Origin of the sequence: Micromonospora sp. NPDC049891, from assembly GCF_040660295.1 — a bacterium.
Taxonomy (GTDB): Bacteria; Actinomycetota; Actinomycetes; order Mycobacteriales; family Micromonosporaceae; genus Micromonospora.
In genome coordinates this window covers 64,703-86,001 of sequence record NZ_JBFAML010000021.1, presented here as the reverse complement: position 1 = coordinate 86,001, position 21,299 = coordinate 64,703, and the positions used below count along the sequence as shown (strand labels likewise).

General features: G+C 72.2%; 19 protein-coding genes. 17 read left to right on the top strand and 2 right to left on the bottom strand.

Annotation, left to right across the window (positions count from 1 at the left end; genetic code table 11):
- The first annotated feature begins 69 nt into the window (after window positions 1-69).
- Complete coding sequence (locus AB0I71_RS23655) at window positions 70-963, top strand: replication-relaxation family protein (protein WP_357588046.1); 894 nt, start codon at window positions 70-72, stop codon at window positions 961-963.
- Window positions 964-970: 7 nt separating this feature from the next.
- Here AB0I71_RS23655 and AB0I71_RS23650 read toward each other — a convergent pair whose 3' ends face one another.
- On the bottom strand, window positions 971-1,336 hold the full coding sequence (locus tag AB0I71_RS23650) for a hypothetical protein (RefSeq protein ID WP_357588044.1): 366 nt from the start codon (window positions 1,334-1,336) through the stop codon (window positions 971-973).
- A gap of 68 nt (window positions 1,337-1,404) precedes the next feature.
- Window positions 1,405-1,614 carry a hypothetical protein gene (locus AB0I71_RS23645; protein ID WP_357588042.1) on the bottom strand — a complete coding sequence of 70 codons (210 nt, stop codon included), beginning with the start codon at window positions 1,612-1,614 and terminating at the stop codon, window positions 1,405-1,407.
- A gap of 689 nt (window positions 1,615-2,303) precedes the next feature.
- On the opposite strand from AB0I71_RS23645, the gene AB0I71_RS23640 reads away from it, so the two are divergent.
- The 16 genes from AB0I71_RS23640 to AB0I71_RS23565 all read left to right on the top strand — a co-directional run bounded on the left by AB0I71_RS23640 (window position 2,304) and on the right by AB0I71_RS23565 (window position 21,213).
- The gene (locus AB0I71_RS23640) at window positions 2,304-3,116 is read left to right on the top strand and encodes a hypothetical protein (protein WP_357588040.1); all 813 of its coding nucleotides are present in this window, start codon (window positions 2,304-2,306) and stop codon (window positions 3,114-3,116) included.
- A gap of 304 nt (window positions 3,117-3,420) precedes the next feature.
- A complete protein-coding gene (locus AB0I71_RS23635; protein ID WP_357588038.1) occupies window positions 3,421-4,254 on the top strand; it encodes a hypothetical protein in 834 nt (277 codons plus the stop codon).
- Between the two features lie 552 nt (window positions 4,255-4,806).
- Window positions 4,807-5,961, top strand: a complete 1,155-nt coding sequence (locus AB0I71_RS23630) for an FAD-dependent monooxygenase (protein ID WP_357588037.1) — start codon at window positions 4,807-4,809, stop codon at window positions 5,959-5,961.
- A 32-nt stretch (window positions 5,962-5,993) separates the two neighbouring features.
- On the top strand, window positions 5,994-6,338 hold the full coding sequence (locus AB0I71_RS23625) for an Lsr2 family protein (protein WP_357588035.1): 345 nt from the start codon (window positions 5,994-5,996) through the stop codon (window positions 6,336-6,338).
- 178 nt (window positions 6,339-6,516) lie between these two features.
- Window positions 6,517-7,497, top strand: coding sequence for a MarR family transcriptional regulator (locus AB0I71_RS23620; RefSeq protein ID WP_357588033.1), 981 nt, complete (start codon window positions 6,517-6,519; stop codon window positions 7,495-7,497).
- 96 nt (window positions 7,498-7,593) lie between these two features.
- Window positions 7,594-8,241 carry a GGDEF domain-containing protein gene (locus tag AB0I71_RS23615; protein ID WP_357588031.1) on the top strand — a complete coding sequence of 216 codons (648 nt, stop codon included), beginning with the start codon at window positions 7,594-7,596 and terminating at the stop codon, window positions 8,239-8,241.
- A gap of 312 nt (window positions 8,242-8,553) precedes the next feature.
- Window positions 8,554-8,967: a hypothetical protein gene (locus tag AB0I71_RS23610; protein ID WP_357588029.1), complete on the top strand. Its 414-nt coding sequence runs from the start codon at window positions 8,554-8,556 to the stop codon at window positions 8,965-8,967.
- Window positions 8,968-8,990: 23 nt separating this feature from the next.
- Entirely contained in the window at window positions 8,991-10,037 is a 1,047-nt protein-coding gene (locus tag AB0I71_RS23605) for a hypothetical protein (protein ID WP_357588027.1), read from the top strand.
- Between the two features lie 182 nt (window positions 10,038-10,219).
- Window positions 10,220-10,888, top strand: a complete 669-nt coding sequence (locus tag AB0I71_RS23600) for a hypothetical protein (RefSeq protein ID WP_357588025.1) — start codon at window positions 10,220-10,222, stop codon at window positions 10,886-10,888.
- A 68-nt stretch (window positions 10,889-10,956) separates the two neighbouring features.
- The gene (locus AB0I71_RS23595; protein ID WP_357588023.1) at window positions 10,957-12,045 is read left to right on the top strand and encodes a DUF4314 domain-containing protein; all 1,089 of its coding nucleotides are present in this window, start codon (window positions 10,957-10,959) and stop codon (window positions 12,043-12,045) included.
- Window positions 12,046-12,252: 207 nt separating this feature from the next.
- Complete coding sequence (locus tag AB0I71_RS23590; protein WP_357588021.1) at window positions 12,253-13,410, top strand: AAA family ATPase; 1,158 nt, start codon at window positions 12,253-12,255, stop codon at window positions 13,408-13,410.
- A gap of 38 nt (window positions 13,411-13,448) precedes the next feature.
- The gene (locus AB0I71_RS23585; RefSeq protein ID WP_357588019.1) at window positions 13,449-15,086 is read left to right on the top strand and encodes a VWA domain-containing protein; all 1,638 of its coding nucleotides are present in this window, start codon (window positions 13,449-13,451) and stop codon (window positions 15,084-15,086) included.
- Between the two features lie 60 nt (window positions 15,087-15,146).
- The gene (locus AB0I71_RS23580) at window positions 15,147-15,275 is read left to right on the top strand and encodes a hypothetical protein (RefSeq protein WP_357588017.1); all 129 of its coding nucleotides are present in this window, start codon (window positions 15,147-15,149) and stop codon (window positions 15,273-15,275) included.
- A gap of 213 nt (window positions 15,276-15,488) precedes the next feature.
- Window positions 15,489-16,655: a hypothetical protein gene (locus AB0I71_RS23575; protein ID WP_357588015.1), complete on the top strand. Its 1,167-nt coding sequence runs from the start codon at window positions 15,489-15,491 to the stop codon at window positions 16,653-16,655.
- The gene (locus tag AB0I71_RS23570) at window positions 16,652-17,200 is read left to right on the top strand and encodes a hypothetical protein (RefSeq protein ID WP_357588013.1); all 549 of its coding nucleotides are present in this window, start codon (window positions 16,652-16,654) and stop codon (window positions 17,198-17,200) included. The genes AB0I71_RS23575 and AB0I71_RS23570 overlap by 4 nt, the downstream gene beginning before the upstream one ends.
- Window positions 17,197-21,213 (top strand): hypothetical protein, encoded by a 4,017-nt coding sequence (locus tag AB0I71_RS23565; RefSeq protein ID WP_357588011.1) that lies wholly within the window; start codon window positions 17,197-17,199, stop codon window positions 21,211-21,213. The genes AB0I71_RS23570 and AB0I71_RS23565 overlap by 4 nt, the downstream gene beginning before the upstream one ends.
- Window positions 21,214-21,299 lie beyond the last annotated feature (86 nt).

Sequence of the window (21,299 nt, the reverse complement as noted above, 5' to 3'; positions counted from 1 at the left end):
CGGCCTCTCCCTCGCCAGACACCCCTCCCGATCGGGAGGGGAACCTCATCCTGCCTAGGAGCAAACGTCGTGTACTCCCGTGTTCCCTCCGCCTCCAGCAAACCGGACCCGCTCGCGGTCTTCGGTCGCATCGTCCCCCGCGACCACGCCCTGCTGGCCCTGCTGGCCGAGCACTACCTGCTGTCCACCGACCAGATCACCAACGCCTTCTTCGACAACCGCCGCACCGCCCAACGCCGGCTCACGATCCTGCACCGCCTCGACGTGCTGCACCGCTTCGGCCGCAGCGGCCACACCGGCCGCTACGGTCCGCTGCTCTACACCCTCGGCCCTGTCGGGCTGCAACTCCACCCCACCGCCTACCACGATCCGACCGGCAGCGGCGGCGGTAGGCCGCCGCGCAGTTCCCTGGAGCGCGCCAAGCGGATCGCCGCCAGCGGCCAGGTCAACCACCTGCTCGGCGTCAACCAGTTCTTCACCGACCTGATCGCCACCGCCCGCCGCACCGGCGGTGCCCGGTTGTCGCGCTGGTGGTCCGAACAGCACGCCACCACCGTCTACGCCCAGGCCGGCATTCGGCCCGACGGGCACGGCGTGTGGACCGTCGGCGATACCTCCACCGGGTTCTTCCTGGAGCACGACAACGACACCGAGAACCTGGCCCGGGTCGTGGCCAAGCTGCGCGGCTACGAACGCCTCACCACGTTCGGCCCCCGCTACCCCGTGCTGTTCTGGGTGCCTAGCCGACGCCGCGAGGCCAGCCTCCTCGGCGTGCTCGCCGGACTGCGAACCGCCAGCCCGATCGCCACCGCCGTCCACGGCCCCGACCCCGCCGGCCGAGTGTGGACCCTTGTCTCCGAACCCGGCTACCGGCGCTACCTGCACGAGTTGCCGTGCGACCACGGACCCGACACGGTCACCAACCCACAGCGCTTCGATGACCCCGTTTCCGATACCGAGTGAACCTGCCTCACGGCGCCTCGTCATACTTCTTCCAGAACTGTGCCCGAAGCTTGTGCCGCACGTTTTTGCTCAGGTCGAGTTCACCACGGAGATCAGATAAATCGGTCCGCAACGCCTTGTCGATGTCGTGTGGAATCGATGGCTTCCCATCTTCAAGTTCAGCCAGGGCCTCCGCAGTGGCAGACTTGCCGAATGCTGTCAGAACATTCACGACCACGGAGTCGATCTGTTCGGCAAGTTCGACGGGGTCCTCATATCCCGGTGTGACCTGTGGCTCGCGGCCGGTGGCCGCGCTGTAGACGATCACAGGCGACGGCCGGACCGCAGCTGAACTCCCCAGTTCGGCGAGGTCGGTGAACGGGAGGCTTCGCACGGAGGCTGAGACGGGATACCTATCCTGGCCGGCACTTTGGCTGGCTGCGGCACAGCCCTCTGTTCGCCCTACTTCCTTTTCCAGACCGCATTCTGATCGGTGCTCGGGTCCTTCATGGTGAGGTTCGTGCCGTCGGCGCTCAGCGTTCCGTCCAACGAGTACTTAGTAATGCCGCAGTCGAACTCGAACCGGTACGCCCGATCGCCCTGACTCTTCGTGGCGCCGGTGCATGATATGCCCACGTTGGCCGACAGCGAACCATCGTCCCGTACTGTCATCGTCCGCGAGCTGTTCTCCGCCATGACCCAGGTACCGGCGATCGGCGGTCTGTCATCACTTCCGCAGCCAGTCGCGAATAGGGCCACGCCGGATACCAGCCCAGCCAGCCTCCAGCGAAGATGCACGCTATCCCTCCCCTGTCGCGAGCCTAACGTCTGCAGGTAATAAGAACCAGACAGGGTAGCGGCAAGGCAAGCAGTTGCCCGCAGGTGGCCGCACACCCGGCAAGATGAGGATTCCCGATCACCTCCCGAACCTTCCTCAGCGGCCATCACGCGTCTGTCGGCCCGTAAGTTCATCTGTGAGAGGCAAGTGAGTCTGACAGCGTCCGGGCGATAACGGCCCCGGGCGAGCCGAGATGTCTCACAGCGCAGGTCAACCGCACTACTGATGATCGTCGGCGCGGGCGGCGTTGACAGATCCGGCCGCTACCGTCATCGGCACCACCTTCACCCACATATCGCTCCACCGGTCCGGTCCCGCCTCGGGAACCACCGCCGCACCCGTCGGTGCGCGCCGCCCACCCGCCTTTAGGCCGGTCGGCGCCCGCGCCGCGCGGCGACTCCCAGGTCGCACTGCACCACCGGCACCGATCCCGCCGCACCCCTGTGAGCCGCCCATGTACCCGGTGGGCCGGCCGCTTCCCCGTGCCCACAGCACGCCCCCGCCCCAAAGGAGGAACCCGCCGATGACCGCACCCAACGGTGCCGCGACTCCCCTGAGCCGCTACGGCACCCGCGTGCCGACGGTGTCGCCCCGCAAGGGGCGCACGAGCGTTCCGACGCCCACCCCCACCGCCGGTACCACGGCCGCCAGGCCGGTGGTCACGCCGACCGCGACGATCAGCACCATGATTGTCTGCCTGCCCGACGGTCTGCCGTCGCAGGCGCTCACTGCCACCCAGCTCGACCGGCACTTCGGTGTGTCCGGTGCCCTGCAGCCGCGTTTCTGGGCCAGCCCGAGCATGTGGCTGTGGCAGCGCCGCCACCTGGTCGCGCCCCGCAAGGGACGTCCGGTGTACTGCGCCGGCGGACCGGTCAAGCTGCTCGACCTCGCCGCCATGCGTCACGCCGCCGGCGTCGGCGCGGGCATCCGCCACCAACTGTGGCAGCGGGTCGTGCACGGCACCCGGCCGGCGACCCCGTGGTCGACCCTGCTGGCCCGCCACCTGGCGGATCCCGCCCGGTACCCGCGTGAGCGGGCCGTGGCGGACTTCCACCACCAACCGCGCGTCAACGCGATGCGGATGCACAACGCGGCCAGCCACGGCGGCGGCTACCTCAGCGTGGGAGAGCTGGAGATGTTCCAGGCGGGCCCGATGGCTTACCAGCATTACAGCGCCAGCACGGCAGTGTGCGGCGACGCCCTGCTCACCCCGGACGGGCACAAGCTGGCGCCAGCGAGCGACGCCCTTACCCATTGGGTGACCTACCTCGAGCAGGCCAACCGGTACCTCGACACCGTCGAGGCCGACCAGCGGCTGATCGCCGTCGCCCTGTAGCACCACCGGGACCGGGGCCGGGCGTCGCACGACCCTGAGCAACGGACGCAGGCCCCGGCCTACGGTGCCGTGACGTACACCCTGCCCGGCTAGCCGTCCAGACCGCCACCGCAGGTAGCCGCCCTCGGCACGGCCCTCGTACCCAGCTCCGCAGAGCCCGTGCGCCAGGACTTGAGCGGCCGTGGTGGCCGCATGCCGCCTATCGGCGCGGCCTGGGGTGCCCCGGGTTGGGGCGACGCACAAACCCGGCCAGCACGACGGCCGACCTTTCCCTCTTCCCACCATCCAGCGGAGGTGTCCCGCCATGTCCCACCGACTGTGGTTCCGCATCGACGACGTCCTGCCCCTCGCCGAGCACGCCGCCGCCACCCGCGCGCACCGCCCGACCCGCCAGCAGTACCGGGCCGGCCTGCCGGAGCAGGCCGCACTCATCTGGTCCCACGACACCGACGGCGACTGGCTGTCCTCCAACGGTGTCCCCCACTGGTACGACGCCGACGGCGCCCACCACCGCGCCCACGCCGAGACCTGGACCCACACCGCCACCGGCGCCACCGGCAACCCGGTTCCCGCCGACGACGGCCACGGCTTCCTGCCCCTGCGAACCGCGCACCGCGACGGCCGCCGTGACCTGCTCGACCTGCTCCGCTACGCCCGCCAGCAGGAGCTGCCCTGGCTCGGACTGCACCCGGACCCGGCCCGCGACGACACCAACGACCGCTACCGCATCTCCCGCAGCCGCGGCGACATCACCCCGCCGCTCGCCACCTGGACCCCGGCGACGGTGACCTGCGACGTCGTCGGCGGCGGCACCTTCCGCGCCATGGTCGCCACCGGCTACACCACCCTGAGCCGCACCGGCGTGCTGTGCCGTTTCCCTCGGTACGCGGTGCGGCGCATGGCCGCCCGCCTCGACGCCCTGCACCCCGGTGACATGCCTGGTGAACATCCCCGCCTGCGGTTCGACGGCGACGAGGTCACCGTCGAGTGGGAACACGACCACGGCCTGGGCAGCCGCTGGATCGAGCACGACCGGGTCTCGCCGGACGCCAACGGCTGCTACGCCGTCGGCGCCTACCAGTGGCCCTGGACCCTCACCACAGCGACCGCCCCAGCCACCAGCCCGCGAGACCGGTGATCGTCGACGAGGTGCACCGCCAAGGCGGCCACGACAGCCACGAGCTGACCAGGAACCCCCTAGCGGCAGGTAGATCCTGCGGGTCCGGGTCACCGCCGACAGCCACGCCACCCGGACCACAGTGGTCGCCGAGGTCTCACCCGACTGCCCACCTGAACGGTCATCGCCGCCAACAAGGCGACGGCGGGCACCACACCACGCCGACCTCACCGGACGCGACCGCCCCTGACCCCGGTCTCCACTGAGGCGCTGCGGCGTGCGCGGCGGACCCTTCCGCGCGGCCGCTGTCCACCACGCCTGGCCGTTAAACGACCGGATTGGCGAACTCCCGCGCCCGACCCGCTGCCCGCACGACGCCGTCGCGCTGCCGACGTCACCTGGCGGCCTCCATCGCACCGCCGCACCGTCTTCGCCGAACCGCAACCGGCGGCCCACCGCCGCTGACACGGTTCATCACCGCACGACCCGGCCGTGCCCGGCCACCGCGCACTCGCGCACACCCGGGCACGGCCGTGCCCGGGTTCCCGCCCGCCCTACCGAAGGGAACCCCTCATGACACCACCTGTCAGGCCGGCCTCCGGCCGCCAGCCCACCATCGCCGTCGTCGGCGGCAGCCTCACCGGCCCGATCACCGCGCTGCTGTTGCTTCAGGCCGGATTCGACGACGTCACCGTCTTCGAGGCCGCGCCGGCGTCCACGCCCCTGGGCGGCGGCCTCATCGGCCTGGAACATCCCGCCCTCGACGTGCTCGACCGCCTCGGCATCGACCAGCACGAGTTCGTCGCCCACGACTCCGAGGCCATCGTCGAGATGAGCATCCGCGACCGCCACCCGGCCGAGACCATCCGACGCACCTACCCGGGCCGCAACACCACCTGGACGCTGCTGCACCAGGCGCTGACCCGCCGCCTACCCGCCGGCGTCCTGCACACCGGCATGCAGGTCACCGCCCTGACCGAGCGGGCCGGCCAGCCGGTGCTGCGGTTCCGCGACGGCCACACCGCGGCCGCCGACCTGGTCGTGTTCGCCGACGGCCGCTCCTCCACCGGACGCCGGCTGCTGGATCCACACCGGAAACTGCGGTACGCCGGCTACGTCGCCCACCGCGGCATCGCCGAGATCACCCCCCAGCCCGGCCTGCGGGACTTCCTGCGGCTGCATCCCTGCCCCGGCGTCCAGTTCAACCTCGCCCCGGTACCCGGCGGCTGCGACTGGACCTTCTACCTCGACTGCACCAGCGCCGAGTACGCGCGGCGGTTCGGCGCCGACCCCACCCGCCGGATCTTCGCCCTGCCCCGGCACGTCAGCCCCGCCGCCCGCGCCCACGTCGACACCCACGCCGAACTGCTCCTCCCGGCCGAACACGCCGCGATCGTGCGGGCCACCAGCACCCGGATGGCGGTACCGGTCCTCGACATCACCCCACCGGAGCGCATGGTGTGGCCCGTCGGCGCCGGGCATGCCGTCCTGCTCGGCGACGCCCTCGCCCCGGTCCGCCCCCACACCGCCCGAGGCGCCAACAACGGCATCGAACAGGCCGCCGGACTCGTCGCCGCCCTCACCCAGCACCGCAAGTACGCCGCCGACCTACCCGCCGCCCTGCACGGATGGCAACGCCGGCACCTGCCCGCCGCCGTCACCGCCGTGCACCGCGGGCCCGTCATCGGCCACCGGCTCGGCCTCGGCACCCACCAACCCACCCCGTAAACCGCACCCCCTACACGAGAGGAGGTGGCCTCGTGGCCACCAAGACCACCGCGATCCTCGTCGACGACCTCGACGGCTCCACCGACGACGTCGGCACCTACCAGTTCGCCTTCAACGGCGTCACCTACGAGATCGACCTGTCCTCCGGCAACTTCGACCGGATGGCCGCGGCCTTCGGCCCGTTCATCACCGCCGGACGCCGCCTGCCGAAACAGCCCAGCACGCCTGGACGGCCCGCCGCCTCCGGCCGTGGCCGTACCCGGGAGATCCGCACCTGGTGGTGGACCACGAACTGGCAGGAGCGCAACCTGCCCCAACCACGGACCGGCGGCGCCATCCCCGCCGCGGTGCGCGACGCCTACCACGCCGCCCACTGACACCCCACCCACCGGCGCCGCCGGACGAACCATCGCCCGGCGGCACACCCGTGCGCGTCGCCGCGATCCCGCACTCCGGGCAGACGACTTGATCAATGCCGGATTCGAAGCGTGCATCAGTGCCCACGCCTCACTCACCAACCCCTGCCGACAGCAGGAGAAAGGGGACCACGCGCCCATGACCAACACCCCCAACACGACCACCGATACGGCCGCACCAGCGCCACTGGCACCCAGCGTCGCGAAGGTCCTCGCCGCGCTGCACCGCCTCGGCGAGGCCACCGCCGCCGCCATCGCCACCGAAGCCGGCCTCGGCTACTCGACCACCACCCCGAAACTGCGCACCCTGGAAACCGCGGGACTGGCCGAGCCCACCCGAAACGACACCGGACCCAGCCTGTGGCGGCTGACCGACACCGGCCTCGCGCAGACCGAACAGGGGCATCACGGCCAACCCGCACCGGAGCCCACCACTCGCGAAGCCGACACACCCGGCACCACCGCGGAACACGGGCCGCGCGACGACAAGCAGGAAACCGGAGATGCTGCCGGAAGCGACCACGACCAGCGGCCGGCCGCCGACGGGCAGCCGCAGGCCGCCCAGGAGTCGGCACCGCCCGCTCCTAAGTATCCCGAGCCGGCACCCGACGAGGACGCTGAAGCCAAGGACACCGAACCCGACGACGGCGACGGCAGCGACCGCTCAACCGCCGAACCCGAGGTGCCGTTAGCGACCGACGACGTCGACGCCGCCACCGGAACGCCGCCCGCAGCGAACGACGCGGACCCCGGACCAGCCACACCCGACGGTCCCCCTGCCGGCACGACCACCGACAGCACCACCGGTGAACCCGCTGCGGAAGCACCCGCCGCACAGCCGGCCACGGAGGCGGCAGAGGGGGCGGCACGGGCCTCTGCCCGGCGGGCGTCGGGCACCCTGCGCGGCGCGATCCTCGACATCCTCGAGGCCAACCCTGGCCAGCAGTACAAGGTCAGCGAGCTGTGCAAGCTGGTCGACCGGGCCAACGAGGGCACCGACGCGAAGAAGGCCAGCGCGGGCGCGGTCCACAACGCCGCCGTGAAGCTCGTCGCGACCGGCCGGGCGATCCTGGCCGCCGAGAAACCCGCCACGTTCGCCCTCGCCGACCGAGCCGCCTGAACGACCCCGCCAGCCGATAGCCCGGAGGCGGGCGTCGAACTTTCCCGGATCCACGCCCGCCCCCGGTGCTCCTTCACAGACAAGGAGCTACCCGAAGTGTCTCCCATCCTGACCTCGATCGTCACCGCCGTCGGCGGACTCCTCGCCGGTCTCGCCCTCGCCGGAGCCCTTCTGTGGCGCCAGCAGCAGGCGCTGACCCGCGCCCGCCACGCCGCTGACCACGACGACACCACCGGTCTGCCCAACCGGCGGGCCCTGCTCGCCGCCCTCACCCGCGCCACACACGCCGATGCCCCGTTCGGGCTCGTCCTGCTCGACCTCGACGGCTTCAAAGCCGTCAACGACACCTTCGGCCACCAGGCCGGCAACGACGTGCTCACCGAGGTCGGCCAGCGGCTGGCCGCCCTGGCGGGGCCGGTGCGGCTGGCCGCGCGGCTGTCCGGCGACGAGTTCGCCCTGCTGGTCGACGGTGGCCCTGACGACGTGGTCGCCGCCGCCCGCGCCGCGTGGCGGACGGTCGGACGCCACCCCGTCGACCTCGGCGCGCACACGGTGGCCGTGCGGGCCAGCGTCGGGTACACCACCGCCGCCCTCGGCGTCGGCCCGCGCGCCCTGCTGCACCAGGCCGACGTGGCCATGTACCAGGCCAAGCAGGCCGGGGCGGGTGTCTACGGAGCCACGGCCACCAGCGGCCACACCAGGTTGCCGGCGGGTACCCGCCTGCGGGACCTGCGCCACCACTGACCGCCCACGGGCTTAGCCGGAGGACCTCGCGTCCAGCGGGCCGGCGCGAGGTCCCCACCGTGCCCGGATCCCTGCATGCCCGAGCCGTTGTCCACGTCCACGCGGCGGTCGCCCGAGACCCCACCACCGTCGTGGTGGGCGGGCACGTCCTGCCCGCCCACCACGACTTGACCTTCATCGAGAGATGGGCGTCGATCACCGCTGGTCGTCGTCCGGTGCGCGGTCAGGACACCAGCATCCCCGGGGCCCGGGGCGCGAGTCGGACGGCCGACCGCGCACGCCCGCGCACGCCGACCCGAAGGAGCCCGCCGCATGACAGGCCACCCACGCTCCAACCGCACCGCACCGCCGGACGACGTCACCGACCGGCTCCTGTGGGCCCTCGCGATCGACGTCGCCGCCGCCCACCAACCCGGACCCGACGGCACCTGCACCAACCTGCAATGCCGCGGCCAGCAACCCGGACCCTGCTGGGCGCTGCGCGCCGCACAGCGCGCCGAGCGCCACGCCCGCCGCTCCCGCCCGACCCGCGACACGCCCCTGCCACACCCGGTCGGGGCCGCACGCGGGCGCGCCCGCGTGTCCTCACCGGCACACCGCTTCACGGGCTGGTTCACCCCCACCCCGCCGCAGGCACCCCTGACGGGACCGGCGCCCACAGCGGACGCGCCGCGACCGGGCCCCCGGATCCACCGGCGTCCACCCGTGGCGGCCCTGGCCGCCTGAGCACGAACCCTGGAGGCAAATCAGTGAACTTCCTACCGCACGACAGCCTCGCCGGTTACGCCCGCACCGCCGTCGACCTGCGCACCCGTATGGTCGACTACCACCGCGGCCCGCTCGCGACGCAGTACCTGGAGGCGTTTTTCGCCAGCCGGCTCACCAGCCCCGCCCCCGGCGCGGGCCCGGGCCCGGAGGGTATGGCGAAGGTCCTCGACGCGGCCCGCGCCATCACCGCCAACCCGTGGCGATTCGGCGAGCCGTACGTCATCGCTCCCGCGATGACCGCGATCATCGCCGCCGCCGCGGCAGCTCTCGACCTGACCGGCGAGGTGCTCCCGGCCGACATCGCCCCCGACGACGGCGGGGTGCTGTTCCTGCCCGAACCGATCTACCACCGCGGCCACAACGGTGAGGTGTCCTCGATCGGCGCGATCACCTGGGCCCGCACCACCAACACCGGCAGCGGCCGCTCGTTCTGGGCCATCGCCGGCTGGGCCGACCACCACGACCCGCACGACCCCTCCGCCGCCCGCCGCCGGGCGCACCTCACCGACCGACCTGACCTCGCCCGACAGTTCGGCCCCTACCTGCTGACCGACTTCACCCAGATCCCGATCGGCCAACCCGTCGACCCCCGCCCCGACCTGCCGGTCCTCGACAGGGACGACCGCGACTGGGATCCGGCACCCGACGGCCGGTTCTGCATCGACGAGACCACCACCCCGATGCGCGCCTGCGCCGCCGTCGCCTACGCCTTCTGGCGCATCCAGGCCCAACCCCTCGCCACCGTCGCCGCCGCCCCGGTGGACCGCGCCGCGCGCCGCCGCGCCGTCCGCGCCGGCATCCGCCACGACACCCGCGTGGTCATGCTGCGACGCACCAGCCCTCTGGCCGAACCCGGTGTCGGGGAACCGAAGTGGCACTACCGGGTGCGGTTCGTCGTGCGTGGCCACTGGCGGCGGTTGATCGGCCGTGACGGCGACCCGTACCGGATCTGGATCAACGCCCACATCAAGGGCCCCGACGGGGCGCCCCTGCTGCACGGCGAGAAGGTGGCCGTCCTCGCCCGCTGAACCCCGCCCCTCGAAGGCCGCGGCGACACCTCCCCCGGCGCGGGCGCGCCTCTGGACCGGTAGTGCCGGTCGCGGATGCCGGCGGCTGCTCCGTGATCCACGCCAGCTCGGCGGTCGTCCCGGCCCGGGACGGCCGCCGCCGTCATCCCCATCCACACACCCCCTTTGAGGAGGAAAGGCACGTGAGCACACCCACGCTGATCGGTGTCGCCGCGTTTCGCGGCGGCTACACCGCCCGCTTGATCCAGTTCGGCGAGGATCCACAGGTTCTGGTGCCGCTGCTGCGCCGGATCTGGACCGACACGTTCGGCCGCGACACCGACGCCATGGCCGCCGCGCTGCTGGCCCGCGACTGGTGGTCCCTCGCCGTCAACCCCAAGCCCCGCCCGTGGGACCAGCAGCCGCCCGTACCGGGACTGGGCCACCCGACCGCGGGCAACGGCCCGGTCCGGCAGGGCTCGCTGCGCGAGCCCGTGGACGGGTTTCTCGAGTGGCTGTACCTGCTGCACCTCGACCAGCGGCGGCTGGTGGTGTACGAGGCGACGGTCCACGGCCGCTGGCTGCGCCACAGCGCGCACCATCTCGACCCGGTCGAGGAGTTGTTCGTCACCGCACCCGCCGTCGACGAGGGCGGCCCGGAGATGACGGTGTGCACCGTCTGCGGCGCGGTCGACGAGATCGACTACGTCGAGGTGCCGTCCATGGCGGGCTACGGCTACGACACCGCCACCAGCTGCACCCGCTGCGGCTCCTGCGTCGTCTCCGACCCGATGTTCGGCGACCACCTCGTTCGCAAGCCCTTGCCCCCTCCCGCCCCCACGCCGGGCGACGCGACGGGCGAGGCCCGGTGAGCACACCCGCCCCGATGCCGTCCCCGCCCACCCGTCCACGACGGCCTTCTCACTGATCGGAGAACACCGTGATCTACCAACCCGGCCAGCGGGTCGCCTTGGTCCACACCAGCGACCCGCACACCCTGCTGCGGCCCGGCGACACCGGCACCGTCCGACGCCACGACCAGCGGCACCACATCGTCGATGTCCTGTGGGACAGCGGCTCGACGCTGTCGATGTGCCTCGACGACGGCGACCGCATCGCACCCGCAACCACCCCACCGCCCGCAGCCGAACAGGTGGTGGGCGACGCCGAGGAGTGGGCCACCGCGCTGCGGCGGATGCGCGCCGCCGGCACCACGGCCGGCCACACCGCGGCCGAGTGGTGGGCCCAGGACACCATCGGCGCCCGCGCTCCCGGTGACACGCGCCGGACCGTGCGCCGGATCCTGACCGGCATCACCGACGGCGATCCCGCCATCCTCGACGCCCTGCCCCACCTCACCACGGCCGAAGCCTCTGTCGACACCAGCGGCTGGGAGCTGTTCGCCGACGCCACCGGCGACGTCTCCGGCTGGTTCGGGCTGCGCATCCAGCGGCGCGACGAGGCGATGGCCGTCTACCGCGACGCCTTCGACACCGCCGCCGCCGACCGGATCGCCGACCTGTGCCGCCTCGCAGCCAGCCCCACCGGCCGCGACGTGTCCCACCTGCACCCGAACAGGATCCGCGTCGGCGACGTCGGCGTGTTCTCCGGCGAGTGGGCGCGCACCACCGGCCCCGACGGCGACGACCGCATCACGGTCGGGTTCGTCGGCACCCTGGTCGACCACTGGAACGGGTGGGCGGTGTTTGCCTGCACCCGCGACGTGGCCGAGGCCATCGTCGCCGACCAGCAGCACCACCGCGACCAGTACCGCCACCACCTTCGCGACACCGGCGTGCCGGACGACGACCTGGACCGGCAGGTCGACACGGCGCTGGCCGACCTGTCCTTCGACGGCGACGTCATCGTCGCCGACCAACGCGCCCTGTCCGACGACCCGCAGGCCATCGACCGCATCACCCCGGACGGCGACGGCCGATACGTGGTGATGGGCCGCAGCTGGTGCTGGGAGGCCGTCGACCCGTACGCCTGCGACCGGATCGTCGGCGACCTGCCCGACCCGACGTAGGGCCGCCCGCGCGACACCGACCGGCAGGCACCAGCGGCGACCCGACCCGTCGCCGTACCCCTTCTCCGCACCACCAGGGTGTCGCCACCTGCCCGGCCCGACGCGGGCCGGCAGGGGTTTGGCCCCACCCGTCTCCGCTGTGCGGTACCCACCGCCCGCGCACCCGGAGACGGGTGCGCGGGCCCTACCCCGAATCGAGGCAACCCCATGACCACACCACACCCGCCGGTCCCCCCGGCCGCTTCACCGCGCACCGACCCGGACCCTGCCGGCACCCCACCCGCCTCCGGCCGGTCCGGCTACCTCTACCGCAAGGTCGCCCTGCACCTGGCCGACCACCCCGACCAGATTCTCAAGGTCGGCGAGATCACCCGAGCGATCGGCGCACCATCCTCCGGGGCGGTGTTCGAGGCGCTGAGGAAGATGGCCGCAGCCGGGCACGCCACCCACCACCGCGACCCGCACCACCGCTTCCAGATCACCCAGGACGGCATCGACGCCGCCGGCACCCTGCCCGCCACCACACCCCGCACCCGCGCCAGCGGCGGTGCTGGTGGTGGCCGGCGGTCCCGGCCCGTGCCGGTGCGGCGACGGAACGGGACGCTGTACCACCCGCGGCGGCTCGGCCAGGGCTGGGACGTCGAGGAACTGCGACGGCTACGCACCCAGCGGGTGCCGGTGCTGCTGTACGGGCCGCCCGGCACCGGCAAGACCGCCATGGTCGAGGCCGCGTTCCCCGACCTGCTCACCATCGCCGGCACCGGCGACACCGTCGTCGACGACTTCCTCGGCTCCTACACCCCGATCCCCGGCGGCGGCTACGAGTTCGTCCACGGACCCCTGGTCACCGCGATGCGCGACGGGCGGGTGCTGCTGGTCGACGACGCCACCCTCATCCCGCCCCGCGTCCTGGCCGTGCTGTACCCGGCCATGGACGGCCGCGGGGTCATCACCATCCCCGCCCACGGCAACGAGACCGTGCAAGCCGCCGACGGGTTCTACATCGTCGCCGGCCACAACCCGGGCGTACACGGCGCGGTGCTCACCGAGGCCCTGGCCTCCCGGTTCACCGTCCACCTGCACGTCACCACCGACTGGGACCTCGCCCGCCAACTCGGCGTCCCCAAACCCGTCGTGGCCGCCGCGATCGACCTCAACGCCGACCTGACCGCCGGCAAGACGGTGTGGGCGCCGCAGCTACGCGAACTGCTCGGCTTCGTCACCGTCCGCGGCCAACTGGGCATGGCCGCCGCCCTGGCCAACCTGGCCGGCATCGCCCCCGACGACGCCCGCGACGACGTCACCGCCGCCCTGTCCCGACACACCGGCACCCCCATCACCGCGCTCGCCCTCGGCAAGCGCTGACCGCCGCCCACCTCAGATTCCTGGAAGGAGCCAATTCTGTGTCACACCCCCACACCCATCTCCAACACGGCACGCCGCCGATGCCGGCCGGCGCCAGCGAATGGCAGGCCTGGTCGCAGGCGTGGACCCGGCACGTTCCGCTGCTGACCGGCCGTACCGACCTCACCGTCCTCGTCGCCCCCGGCGCCGCCGGAGACGCACCCGAGTGCTTCTACCCCGACCTGCGCCGCATCGAGGTCGACGCCACCTACATCGCCGACCGGCCCGACGTCACCGACCCGGCCAAGGCCCGGCACAAGCGGATCGTGCCCACCGGCTACGGGCTGCTCGTGCACGGCGCCGCGCACGCCGCGCACAGCCACTGGGCCACCCCGCCCGGCACCCCGCCGATCCTCGCCGCCGTCGCCGACCTGCTGGAGGAATCCCGGGCCGAAGGCCGCCAACGTGCCCGCCGCCGGGGCGACCGTCGCTGGCTGCGCCACGTCGTGAAGACCCTCCTCGACCCCGACGCGGCGGCCGTCGACGACGCGTGGCACGCCGGACAGCTCGCCGCCCTGCTCCTGGCCCGCGTCGACGCCCGCATCGTCACCAGCAAGGACGTCCGCCCGGTCCGGGCCGCCGTCACCGGCGTCCTCGGACGCACACGCCTGCGGCAACTGCGCGACATCTGGCGGCAGGCCCACGGCTGCGACGACACCGATGCCGACACCATGATCAGCCTGGCCCGGCGGTGGTGCCGGGTCCTCGGCGTCGATCCCGACCAGCAGGACCACACGCCCGTGCCGGACGCCGGCCTGTTCCCCGGCCGCCTCGCCGCGGCCCTCGTCGACTACCTCGCCGCCGCCTACGGCCTCACCCCGACCGAGTACGCCGCGGCGGTCCTGGCACGGCGGCACAGCCCACCATCGGAATGGGACCGCCGGGACCCGACCGAGCAGGAACACCGCGCCGCCCGCGACCTCGCCAACCGGCTGCGCCAGGCCCGCACCCACCACCCCGAGCCCGGCCGGCGACCGTCGGCGATCCCACCCGGTCGGCTGCGCACCCGCCACGCCATCACCGCCGACGCGCAAACCGCCGCCGGGCAACTCCCCACCGCCGCCCCCTGGCAGCAACGCACGCAACTGCCACCCGAGAAACCCCGCCTGCACCTGGCCGTCCTGGTCGACCTGTCCGGGTCGATGGACCGCTACACGCAGGCGATGTCCTCCGCCGCGTGGATCTTCGCCAACGCCGCCCGCCGCGCCCACGCGACGACCACCACCATCGGCTTCGGCGACCGCACCACCGTCCTGGTCCCCCCACGCACCTCCCCGACGCAGGTACTGGAGATGCGCACCAGCTTCGCCACCGCCACCTTCCCGGAAGCGGTCAAGGTCGCCGACCAACTGCTCGACCTGCGCCACGGCCGCACCCTGCGGATGCTCGCCGTCGTCTCCGACGGCTACCTCGACGACATCCCCGCCGGACAACAACTCGTCACCACCCTGCACCGCGCCGGCTGCGCCGTGCTGTGGCTACAACCCGCCGACCCACCCACCCCCGGCGATCCGACCGACCCGGACCAGATCTGGGGGCACACCTTCACGCACGCCACCACCCTGACCGTCACCAACCCTGTCGAGGCCATCACCGTGATCGCCGACGCCGCCGTCACCGCCCTCGCCCAGGCCTAGACCCCGGCCGAGCAGCACCCGGCGGCCGACCAGTCCTCGCGCCGCGACGGCATCGACACGGTGCTGACTGGGCGAGGTCAGCGGTGGCTGACCACCCCGAGCCTGCTGACATACCCGTTCTGTCTGATCCACGAGACCATCGACCGGCTCGTCATCCACCAGATCCGCGACCGGCGCCGCACCGGGTGATCCTCGCGTCGGTCCTGCTACGGATGCTGGCGCGCCGTGGTTGCTGCGCTGAATTCTGGAGCGGCCGATCGCACGTTTCCTGCGCCGCCGGCTGATGCCGACGCCGGAGTCGCCAGAACGAACGACCCACATTGTCGCGCTTCCGACATACGAGATGGCGTCCGAAAGCGTACGGGCAACGTAGTCACTCAAAGCCGAACTCTGGAGGTGCGTGTGCCCGAGTCGCCAGGTCTCGCTCGCCGGACCCAGGTCCTGATCGACGACGCCACCGCCGGCTTCGTCGGGCGTACGTACGTGTTCGACCGGATCGAGTTGTTCCTCGCTGAGAACCGGTCCGGCTTCTTCCGCCTGACCGCCGACCCGGGCGAGGGTAAGACGGCGATCATGGCGGAGTACGTGCGGCGCACGGGATGCATGGCCCACTTCAACGTGCTCAGCGAGACGTACAACAAGACCGCGCAGTTCACCCAGCACGTCGCGGCCCAGATGCTCGCGCGGGGGCTGATCGCCGATGCCGGACCACCGGCCGACGGCGACCCGGGCGTGGCCGACCTGCTGATCGAGGCGCGGGCGGCGCTACCGGCCCCGGAGCGGCTGGTGCTGGTCGTCGACGCGCTCGACGAGGCCGACCGGCGCGACCTACCGCCCACCGCGAACGTGCTCCTGCTGCCGCGCACCCTGCCCGCCGGCGTTCACGTGCTGGTCAGCAGCCGGCGCCAACAGGATGTGCCGCTGCGGGTCAGTACCGTGCTCGTCGACATGGACCTGGCCGACTACGCCGACGCCTCGCTCGACGACGTCCGGGACCTGCTGACTCGGCGCAGCGCTGACGGCGCCATGCGCGCCTGGATTGCAGATCGCGGCATTACGCCCGATGCCTTCATCAAGACCCTGACCGAAAAGAGCGAGGGCAACTTCATGTATCTCCGGCACGTGCTGCCGGAGCTCGTCTCCGGCTCGTACCGGGACCTGCGGCACCTCGACGACCTCGGCCGCCGGCTTCCAGCCGGCCTCGAGAACTTCTACCAGGACCACTGGCGGCTGATGGGCATGACCGATCCGGCGTCCGCCACCCCGGCCTGGGTGCTCTACCTGCTGTGCGAGCTGGCCCGGCCGGTGTCGGTGGACCTGCTTGCGCTGATCATGCAGCGGGTCCGTCCCGAGATCAACTCGTACGAAATACAGCGGGTGCTCGACGAGTGGGCGGCCTTCCTGCGGCCCACCGACGACGGCCGGCGCAGCATCTACCACGACACCTTCCGCGGTTTCCTGCGCCGTCAGGACGTCGTCGAGAGCGTGGGCCTGTCACTTCCCCGCGTTAACGACCTCATCAGCGACGTCCTCTGGGAGTACGAAAACCTCCCGGGAGACCGGTCATGAGGCTGGCCGCGGTCAACTGGGGGTCAGTGCCGGACTGGATCGCCGGCATCGGTTCGGTCATCGCCACGTTGCTCGCGGTCAGCGGATTGCTCTACGAGATGCACAAGCGCCGGCTCGCGGAGGCGGAGGCTGCCGCCGAGCGCCGGGCAGCCGAGGCGAACCAAGCCCGGCTGGTGAGCGTCGAGGTTCGCGCGCGCGGCGACGGCCACCGGGCCGAGCTCACGTTGCGCAACGACAGCGCGGCCCCGATTCGTACCGTGACGCCGGTCCTGTACTGGGCCGACGCCGGCGGCACATGGAAGATTCCGCGGCTCTCGAACGGGACTCCGCAAGCCGTGCTGGGTCCACACGAGTCGGCCACCTCGCTCGCCGAAGTCGCCACAGGCGAGCCCGGACCGCCCGGGCCGGCCGCTGTCCGGGCCGCGGTCGCATTCACCGACGCCGAGGGCCGCCGCTGGCTCTGTATCACCGACGCTGCGTCGCCCGTACCAGTACTCGACCGCACCGACGGCCGCGCCCTGCTGTCCGCAGTGGACGCCGCGTGACCCGCGACGGTGTTGCCGCCGAGATCGGCGAGCTGGCCGGAGATCTCGCGACCTATTTGAGCCGCGCCGGAAACGTCGAGCGGCTGCTGCGGCTGTTCGCCGACGACCACTGGCTACAGCGCAGGGTCTCGCCCGAGACGCGACAGTGGGAGGCCTACGCCCGCGACCTCGCGCTAGCCTGGGAAGCGCTCGAGGAGAACCTAACCGATCGCCCGGGAGCGATCGTCGACTGCGTACGGCTGGCCGTCATCCGCAGCACGCTCACCACAGTCGAAGACTTTCCCGCGGCGGTCGTGGCCGCGGCGGTCCGCACCGGGTACTGGACGCCGGAGCGGAGCTTGTCGACGATCGACCGGCTGAGCCGCGCGGCCGAGCGTGCCGTCTGCTGCCACGGTCTTCTCGCCACCGCCGACCTGGACGTGCGCGGCCGCCGGCCGGTCGAGTCGAGGCTGATCCAGCTGGCCGGCCTGCCCGCCAATGAGCTGCCGGCTCGCACGTTGCTCTCCGGGCTGCGCCTGATGTCGTCGGCTGGCCGCGAGGCAGTGGCGATCGCGATCCAGGAGACGGCCCGGGTGGTCGAGTGGCAGATACCGGCAGGCGTAGCAGGGCCGGAGCTACGGCACGAGGACGTGGTGGCCGCCGACGCGGTCGAGATCCTCATCGAGGTCCCGGAGGCCCGCACCCCACGCCTCGTCGAGCGGATCGGCGACGCACTGCTGGAGGCCCTGACCGAGCTCGCTGCCGAACGGGACGACGACGCAGCCGTGCCCGAGCTCGGCAATCTAGCGATCGAAATGCGTAAGTATGTGACGCGGCGGCTGCTCGACCGAGGACCGCGGCTGGCTCGTACGCGCCAGGCCCTGACCGCCTTCGCCGAACTGATCCCCAGCCACCCGGATCCCGCCGGCTTCCGTCGGCGGCTCGAAGCGGCGCTGGCCTCGGCACCGGAGTCGACACCGTCGCCGGCCGCCTGGGAGACGCCCACGCTGGCCTCGCTCATGCCATCGCCGCCCTCCTTCTTCCCGACGGCCGTCGCCGAGGCCACCTCTAACGACAAGCAGGTGTTCGAAGAGTTCACCCGCCGTGCGGGAGGACCGGCGGTACTCGCCGCGCTACTCACCGCCCAGGAGCTGTCGCCCGAGGACATCGGCGCGATCATTGAGGTAATGTTCCGGCCCGGAGACGTCGTCGGTCAGTTCGTCCTCCTGCAGACCCTCGCCCAGAGCGTGAACCAGCCGAACATCGCAGCCGCCGTGCACACCGTCAAGGCGCAACTGCTCTGTCAAGCGATCAGCCACGCGTTCCGCACCGGCACCCTGCCCGTGCTGTGGGAGAGCATCCCGTCCGACCTCTACGCGGACGCGGACCTCCAACGCGTCCTGGATCTGGCCCTGACACTGCCGGCCGAGGAACAGCGATCGGCCTTCTGGCACACAGTCAACCAGCGGGGCCTGCCACCGCTGGCCTCCAACATCCCCCGGCTGGCCGCGCTGCAAGGGCTCCTGCAGGTGCTGACCGCCGCCCAACGCCGGCAAGCTTTCGACAATCTCCGCGGCATTCCCGACACGGCCGTCCGGCGGCTGGCGATGGCGATGCTCGGACCCTATCTTTCGCGGGAACAGGCGCGGGCGGCCATCGCGGACCTCGGCACGATCGACGACGCCCGCGAGCTGGCCTGGGCGTACTCCGTGCTCGGTGCCCCTGCCGCGTGGGCGGCCGCCGCCTGCGCGGAGATCACCGACGGGACCTCGCTGGCCGAGATCGTCAAGCTCCGCCCGGACCTCAACGTCGTCGCGCCGCTGCGCCGGATGGACCACAACAACCGGCTCGACGCGCTGTGGGCGATCGCTGGCGACGGCAACGATCCGCTGCCACCCGAGCTCACCGCCGAAATCCTCGATCTTCCGGCCGACAACGAGCGCGGCTCCTACAGCTGGCGAGCCATGGCGCTGGGCGCCGCGGCCCACCGGGTCAGCGACGACTGGCTCCCGGCTGCCTGGGTCGCCGCGTCGAACCTGCCGCGCCGACTGAGGATCGGCGACGCGGCGCTGATGGGCTACCACTGGAGTTACGAGTATCCACAAGCCGCAGTGGTGCAGGAGCTAGCGCCGCGGCTGACCGGTCCCCTCGCACGACGAGCCTTCGAGGCGGTACGGGACCTGCCGTGGCTGCCTCGCGAGGACACCTTCGCCACGCTTGCGAAAACCGTCGACGCCAACTTGGCCGGAGACATCGCCGACGCAGCACTGGCCGGCTACCACCGGCTGCGCGAGTTGCCCGACGGCAACGAGGTCGCATGGGACGGCACGGTGATCCCCCGCCTGAACGAGCGGTTCCGGGGCGAGCGGGAGGCCCGGCTCGCCGAGCTCATTGCGGCGCTGGCGGACCGGCTCGACCCGGAACGGCTGCGGGCGGCAAGCCGACTGGCGCTGGACTTCCGCAACGTCGGCCCGCGGGCGTGGCTGCCGGCGCGGCTGATGCCGCACCTCGACCCCGCCGATCGGCGGGATCTGCTTGCCTCCGCGCTGGTCGGGGCGCTCGCGTTCGTCGGCGGCGAGCTCGACCGGCTTGACCTGGTCGCCGACCTCATGCCGTTCGTGCGGGAGGAACTGGCGCGCTCGGCGCGCGAGGTCATCGAGTTCGTGCACAGTCGGTTCCCCGAGCACGGTCCCGGGTTCGTGCTCGACGAGGCGGAGCTGGCCGCGCTCGACCGCGCCGACCACGCCGAGTATGTGCGACTGCTCGGCCTCCCCCCGACGGCGGCGGAGGTCCGGGCAGCGCTGACCGGCCCCGACGCCGAACCGTTCCTGACCGAGGTGATCCTCCGGCCGTTCTACAGCGGCAACTTGGCAAAGCTCCTGGCCCGGTTCATCGCGGACTCGCCAGCGGCGAGCCGGCCCGCAGTCCTCGTGGGCGCCGCCGAGATCCTCCCCGCCGACGTCTACCGGGCGCTCGTGGACGACACGCTGGACGAGCTGACCGGCGGGTCCGAGGTGGACGACGAGGCGCTCGCCGCCCTGATCCCTCTGCTCGACGACGACGGCCTCTTCCGCATCATCGACGTCGCGGCCCAGTTGGACGGCCCAGCGCTGCCGCCGGAGCCCGAACTGGCCTGCGACATCTTCCGCTACTTCCTCGACGGACTGCGACGGCTTTCCGGCGACCAGGAGCTCTTCGACACGGCGCGGCGCAACCTGTGGATCTACGCCGCGGAGTACGAGCGGCAGAACGAGCGCATGGAGAAGATCATCGGCACGCTGCGGGGCGACCGGGTGGACGTCCTTCTCACGCTGGCCGAGCATCTGCCGCCGAGCGGCCGCCGCCTGCTGCTCGACCGGGTCGGCACACTGCCCGACCTCGAGCAGGCCGACGCCATCATGGCGCTGCTCCCCCGGCTCGAGGACGCTGAGTCGCGCGCCGCCCTTCGCGAGGCCACGATGCGCCTGCGGTCACCGCTGGCCAGGTTCTGGGCGCTGTTCGGCGGCCAGAACGAGCTCGAAGAGAGCCCGGAGTGGACCGGTTTCGCGAGCGTGACGGCGGAGCGGTTCGCCAACCCGCTAAGCCGTGCCGGCGCCCGGTGCCTGCTCTCCCACTTCATGCCGGACGAGCAGGTGGACCGGGCCGGCCGCACGCTGGACGAATTCGGCGAGGCCGCCGACGAGGTCGACCGGCTGCGCATGCTGGCCGCCGCAGCGCACGGCGGCCGGGACGACTCGGCAATTGCGACACGGTTGGCGGCAACCGTCGCCGCCCTGCGGGAGTCGGAGCGAATCCCGGCGGCGCTGTTGCTGGCGCGTCGCGACGTCGACCTCGGCCAGGCCGAACCGGCCGACCGGACCGTCATCGTGCGGGCCCTCTCGGCCCACCTGCGCCGCCGCGCGGGCGGCGGCCGGGCCGCCCTGCTGGCGGAGGTGGCGACGCTGGCCCCACTGCTGCGCGCCCTAAACGACGACGACCAACACGCCCGCACGGTTGCCGCGATCAGCGCCGTGACCACAGACTGGCACTGGTGACGACGCAGGCCCGCATCAACGGCTGAATCGGCGTTTTGAACAGTCCGCTTGCCGGACCACGAGCGTGCGTCTCACAAGGTTGAGCC

Coding starts and splice junctions, on each gene's coding strand:
- AB0I71_RS23645 (WP_357588042.1), bottom strand. CDS start 1,614: ATGACAGTACGGGACGATGGTTCGCTGTCGGCCAACGTGGGCATATCA.
- AB0I71_RS23640 (WP_357588040.1), top strand. CDS start 2,304: ATGACCGCACCCAACGGTGCCGCGACTCCCCTGAGCCGCTACGGCACC.
- AB0I71_RS23635 (WP_357588038.1), top strand. CDS start 3,421: ATGTCCCACCGACTGTGGTTCCGCATCGACGACGTCCTGCCCCTCGCC.
- AB0I71_RS23630 (WP_357588037.1), top strand. CDS start 4,807: ATGACACCACCTGTCAGGCCGGCCTCCGGCCGCCAGCCCACCATCGCC.
- AB0I71_RS23620 (WP_357588033.1), top strand. CDS start 6,517: ATGACCAACACCCCCAACACGACCACCGATACGGCCGCACCAGCGCCA.
- AB0I71_RS23610 (WP_357588029.1), top strand. CDS start 8,554: ATGACAGGCCACCCACGCTCCAACCGCACCGCACCGCCGGACGACGTC.
- AB0I71_RS23590 (WP_357588021.1), top strand. CDS start 12,253: ATGACCACACCACACCCGCCGGTCCCCCCGGCCGCTTCACCGCGCACC.
- AB0I71_RS23570 (WP_357588013.1), top strand. CDS start 16,652: ATGAGGCTGGCCGCGGTCAACTGGGGGTCAGTGCCGGACTGGATCGCC.